The 5,517-nt window shown below is 42.8% G+C and carries 5 protein-coding genes; 3 read left to right on the top strand and 2 right to left on the bottom strand.

What is annotated here, in order from left to right:
- The first annotated feature begins 122 nt into the window (after positions 1-122).
- Both V2H45_RS25015 and V2H45_RS25010 read left to right on the top strand, forming a co-directional pair.
- Positions 123-317, top strand: coding sequence for a hypothetical protein (locus V2H45_RS25015; RefSeq protein WP_330486413.1), 195 nt, complete (start codon positions 123-125; stop codon positions 315-317).
- 11 nt (positions 318-328) lie between these two features.
- Complete coding sequence (locus V2H45_RS25010) at positions 329-721, top strand: hypothetical protein (protein ID WP_330486412.1); 393 nt, start codon at positions 329-331, stop codon at positions 719-721.
- 24 nt (positions 722-745) lie between these two features.
- On the opposite strand, the gene V2H45_RS25005 is transcribed toward V2H45_RS25010, so the two are convergent.
- Positions 746-1,387: an HAD-IB family phosphatase gene (locus tag V2H45_RS25005; RefSeq protein WP_330486411.1), complete on the bottom strand. Its 642-nt coding sequence runs from the start codon at positions 1,385-1,387 to the stop codon at positions 746-748.
- Positions 1,388-1,540: 153 nt separating this feature from the next.
- Positions 1,541-2,350, bottom strand: a complete 810-nt coding sequence (locus tag V2H45_RS25000) for a DUF928 domain-containing protein (RefSeq protein WP_330486410.1) — start codon at positions 2,348-2,350, stop codon at positions 1,541-1,543.
- Between the two features lie 381 nt (positions 2,351-2,731).
- On the opposite strand from V2H45_RS25000, the gene V2H45_RS24995 reads away from it, so the two are divergent.
- The gene (locus V2H45_RS24995) at positions 2,732-5,470 is read left to right on the top strand and encodes a response regulator (RefSeq protein ID WP_330486409.1); all 2,739 of its coding nucleotides are present in this window, start codon (positions 2,732-2,734) and stop codon (positions 5,468-5,470) included.
- Positions 5,471-5,517 lie beyond the last annotated feature (47 nt).

Here is a 5,517-nt window from a genome sequence, read left to right as displayed (position 1 = left end):
TTTCATTTAGCTCACCTTCTATAGGGTAGCCCTATTTCCGCCCTGCTGTACTAGAGCGATTATTGGTAAGCCAAAAGCTAGATTCAAATTGGTTTGCGCCGAGTTTGTTAGCACAAATCCCTATGCCAATTCAAGAAGCGATCGATCGCCTTAAAGTTGAAGCCAAACAAGAAATGGGAGCGTACAAATCGCTTCAAGCGATCGAAAATAATACATTTCGCATTGTATTTGAACGCGGTACCGTAGTCGCTAGACTACAACTAGATCGCAGTGGTCGCATTGCCGAACTTTCCTTTGAAAATCCCGAGAAATTTTAGGAGAAACTTCTATGAGAGCTAATTTAGCGATGGCATGTGTGATGACTGTATCTGTTAGCCTTTATGCGCCGATAGAAAAGGTATCTGCCCGTGATTTTTGCGGTACTGAAGGTTCGATTGGGGCTATTCAATTTCAACCCTGTAACAAGATTGGGTTTGAGGTTGGTAGAAGCCGCCCGAAATTAGATATTGAAGAATTTATGTTGGTTTCGCAAGCGCATACATCCGTAGTGATTGCTCAACATAATGTGGGCATGACAGAATTCATTGCCAAGGCTCTGGAACAGAATCACCAAAATACAAAGGGTGCGATCGCACCTACAGTTCTCGCTTACAAATCAAACGACCTTTCTACCCCATCGCTTCCCACAGAATTCCCTCCTATGTGGCTTGCCCAAAAGTAGATAAATCCTGAAAACCTCTGATTCTCAATGACCTACTCTCGCAAGGTATTCAGCTAATTGGTTGCGAATATCGATAAAGTCACGCCAAGGGAGGTAGGGCTTTTTGTGCTCTTCCAAATAGCGAGTCAGAGGTGGGCGAGCAAATACAAGGGAAGCAGCAAGGGCAAGATTCCAATCTGTAATGGAGTCACCGATCGCAATCGTCTCATCGGCAGCATAGGTATCCATGATTTGTGCCTTAGCCACCATTTCTGTGCCACCCTCATAGCGAGAGATCGGACGCAAATAATCCCCCTTAGTATCAAGCTCGATCGCGTGAATTGCCTTAATGCGATCGATAAAAGGGGCGACAACTGCCTCGATCATGCAGCGCAGCCCCCCAGAGACAATTACGAGTGGAATATTTTCGGAATCCAAGAAATCTAAAAGTTCTAGAAATCCCGCACGAATGGGTTGCGATCGGGTAAATTCGATAATCTTTGGATAGTCAGAGGATGAAATTGACTCAAGCATTTGGCGCACGCCTTGACGCAGGGTAAGCCGCTTTGCATAGAGTTCTGGCAGTACTTGAGCAGATACTTCTGGGGCAAACCGCTTAATCATTGCCACAAAGGTTTCTTCTACTGTAATCGTGCCATCAAAATCACACAAGACTATTCGCTTCACTAAGAGTCCTCAATTACTATTTTGCTTTCCTTATGACGTTCAGTTCTATGATCGCATGGATCTGTTGGAGACAATTAAATTTTCTCTGCGTCAAATTGACCGTATCTCAAAGTTAGGGATAAAGCTAGGGATTGATAAGCAACCAGATCGACCTTAATTTTTAAGAGGGAATGCGATCGCTTCGGCAGGTTTGACATCGATGGCTTCGAGCAATTTTTGGAACGATATGTATCTGTATATATCAACACATCGGCTACTGAGATTCTCTTTGAGCATTTTTGCCCGTTCGCGCCGAGCCACCACATCTTTAGGATGCTGTTCTAACCATTGACTATAAGCATCAAAAGCATCATACCAATAGTAATATTTTGCATAGATACGCGCCTTGTCCAGCATGGTACTTTTCGGTTGAATTCCTTTCAGCACGTTCCCATTAGGTTCTTGCCGAACGTATGCAGAGGTATATTCCAAACTTGAAAACTCCGCATCGATTCCATACATTGCCCAATGTTGAATCTTTCCATTGAGGTTAGGGAAATTGCCAACGGGCAAAGCGATTTTGTACAGCCCTTCCTCTAAATCCTGAACTTTGACCCTAAACATATAACGACTGAGAACAGATTCGCCTTCATCTAATTTCAGTGTCAGTCTTAACTCAGAAATGAACGTGTCTCGCTCTCTTTTATTTTTGAGCAGATAGAGATACAAAGTAGGGTGCTGGGAAAGCGTGCGTCCGCCATCTTGGGGCGCGATCGCAGTGATGCAATAACTCGGTGGCGCATGTAAAGCACCTGTCTGCTGTGGCTTAATTCCCAGTCCATATTGCGAAGGTTTTGGCTGTGCGATCGCGATGAAGTCATCCCCAAAAAGCGCAGGCAGACATAATAAGCTCAAGACAACACCAGCCAACTTAGTCTGACTTCTCAGCCAGCCCAATTTTAGGTTTTTTGCCAGATGCCGCATGGTTTCAACTACTCCGCATATCTGCCCCTATCTTACCCAGAAATATTAGTAGCGTTCTAGATCTGTTGAGATCGTTTTAGACAGTATAACTCGCCACAAAATATAGGATAGATTTGGTTACTTCGACAATACTCAGCATAAATTGGAAAAGCTCATGGGTTTGCCCACTCAGCCCAAAGGCAGATTAGAATTGTTTATGAGTTTAGGGTAAGGTAAAAGAATATTTCGACAAGAGCATCTCAAGATTAATTAGGTTATTTTTAAATTTGACGACTATTGTTAAGTAAGCATGGCTGACAGATAAGTGAGAAATTGTAGATGATATGCATCAACCTCCATAAACTGATTACCCAAACAGAGACATCATCTACTATCAAAAACATGATTGATGCTTTGGGTGCCTCCCTCAGTATCGAAGATTTAGAAGGGACTATCCTCTTTCGTAACACGACAAACATTACTTTTCGCCAAAGGTATCCCATTATTGTTTTAGAACAAGTCATCGGTTGGGTAAACGGTAATGAAAAAGCCCATTGCATTGCTGATTTACTCGGATATATGGCTAAGTCCGAGTTTGAGAAGGAAAACCTAGCAGTTGATGCCCTAGAAAACATAGAAATTGCAGAGAGAAAGCAAACATTAGAAAAAGAGATTAGAGAACGACAAAAAATTGAAACGCTCCTCGACGGTCAAAATCATATCCTTGAATTGATTGCTGAGGGATCGCCTTTACATGAAGTTTTAGATGAAATCGTTCGATTGATTGAAGCACACAGTCATCAAGCATTATGCTCTCTACTCTTGTTAGAAAAAGTCGATCGCACAACTTTTGTTTTTCGTAATGGAGCCGCCCCAAACTTTCCCGAACTATATAGACAAATGGTTGATGGCTTAGAAGTCAGAGAAGATGTTGGTTCCTGCGGTTTAGCTGTTATGCGCAAACAACCGATCGTCTCAAAAGATATTGCGAACGATCCGCTATGGGTAGAGTTTAAAGAGATCTTTTCAGAACATTTTAGATTGAGAACGTGCTGTTCCACACCCATCCTCACCTCAGATGGAGATGTATTAGGAACTTTCGCGATGTACTATCACGAGCCCTGTACGCCTAGCTCTCAGGATCTTGAGTTGATTGAAAAAGCCACCTATCTAGCCAAGACTGCGATCGTCCGACATCAAACCGAGGAAAGTTTAAAGCAGGCGAAAGAAATTGCAGAAGTAGCGAACCAAGCCAAAACTGAATTTCTCACAAATATGAGTCATGAACTGCGAACACCTCTCAGTGCGATTTTAGGGTTTACCCAGCTACTGATTCACGATCCAGATCTTAGTGCAGACCAGCAAGAGAGCTTAAACATTATTTGTCGCAGTGGCGAACATCTCATGTCTTTAATCAATGATGTGCTTGAGATGGCAAAAATTGAAGCGGGGCAAATTGTCCTCACGAAAACCACATTTGATTTGTACTATATGCTTGGGGTACTTGAGGAAATGCTCCAACTAAAAGCAAGTCTAAAAGGCTTACAGTTGATCTTTGAAGTTGGCTCAGATGTACCTCAACTGATCTCAGCAGATGAAAAAAAATTACGGCAAATTCTAATTAACCTGCTTGGAAATGCGATTAAGTTCACAGACCGAGGTAGCGTAACCCTAAGGGTGAGTCAGATCGACACGAAAGTTAGTAGTCAAGAAGCGATCGCCAGCGTTCAAGCCTGCCAAGAACATGAACTTGTAACGCTTCGATTTGATGTTGAAGATACAGGATGGGGAATCGCACAGGAAGAATTAACACATCTGTTTGAACCCTTTGTCCAAACAGATGCCGGTAGAAAAGCACAAGAGGGTACAGGGCTAGGATTGTCAATTAGTCGTAAATTTATTGAGATGATGGGCGGCGAAATCTTTGTAGAAAGTAATGTAGGAAAAGGTTCCAGATTCTCATTTAGTATTCTTGCAAATCTAGCCCAAGATACTTTGAAAGGCTATTCTAATCTATCTGCAATTGGGTTAGAGGCAGGTCAAAGAAACTACCGAATTTTAATTGTCGAAGATAAGACTATCAACCAACAACTACTGCTTAAACTACTAACTCCCTTGGGCTTTCAGGTTTGTCACTGTGAAAATGGACAAGAAGCGATCGCTGTATGGCAAGATTGGTCACCCGACTTAATTTTGATGGATATCCGCATGCCTGTACTGGATGGTTATGAAGCAACCAAACAGATTCGGCTCGCAGAGCGCGAAAAAGAACAGCAATCAGAAGCATTTCCCCCCACAAAAATCATTGCGATTACAGCCAATGCCTTTGAAGAAGAACGCCTCAAAGCAATAGATGCTGGCTGTGATGATTTTATTCGTAAACCCTATTCCAGCGAGCTTATTTTCGCTAAAATTGCCGAACATCTCGGCGTACGCTACATCTATACCGAGGCAGTCAAAAATCCTGTGATCTCAAATCTCACCCCTTTCTATCAATCTCTAGAATCAGATCACTTTATTGGGATGTCTACATCTTGGCTCAACCTATTGCAGGAAGCAGCAACTCACATTGATGGGAAACAGGTCTTACAACTGATCGAGCAGATCCCACTTTCCCATAAAACTTTAGCAACAGGTCTAAAGAATCTAGTCCATGAATTTCGCTTTGAGCAGATTTTGAACTTGATCGCCACGCATACATCTGCTCAAATCGTTGATTCTGATTTCACGACATTATTGCGGATTTTGGTGGTTGAAGATAGTACGATCAATCAAAAATTAGTGCTCAAAATCTTGTCTAGCCTCGGTTATAGTGCGGATGTGAGTGTCAATGGGTTGCAGGCTTTAGACGCGCTCAAACAACAGACTTACAACATCGTTTTGATGGATCTACAAATGCCCGAAATGGATGGGTTTGAGGCAACAGAGCAAATTTATCAACGGTGGTCACCACAGGAACGTCCAGTCGTGATCGCACTCACAGCAAATTCTACTCCAGAGATTCGCGATCGCTGTTTGGAAGTTGGGATGGATGATTTTATTTCCAAACCTGTGCGTGTTAAAGAAATGCAGATGGCATTGCAGCGTTGGGGGAAATTTCTGGCGAAAAGATCGATACAGAAGCCCCCTTCGCTCAACTAGTAGACTACGGCGTAAAAATGTCTACCGTTAAACTGCCAGAGCCTTTC

Origin of the sequence: Tumidithrix elongata BACA0141 (assembly GCF_036349135.1) — a bacterium.
Taxonomy (GTDB): Bacteria; Cyanobacteriota; Cyanobacteriia; order Pseudanabaenales; family Pseudanabaenaceae; genus Tumidithrix; species Tumidithrix elongata.
Note: the sequence above shows the minus strand (reverse complement) of the source record. Positions and strands in the feature narration are given on the sequence as shown.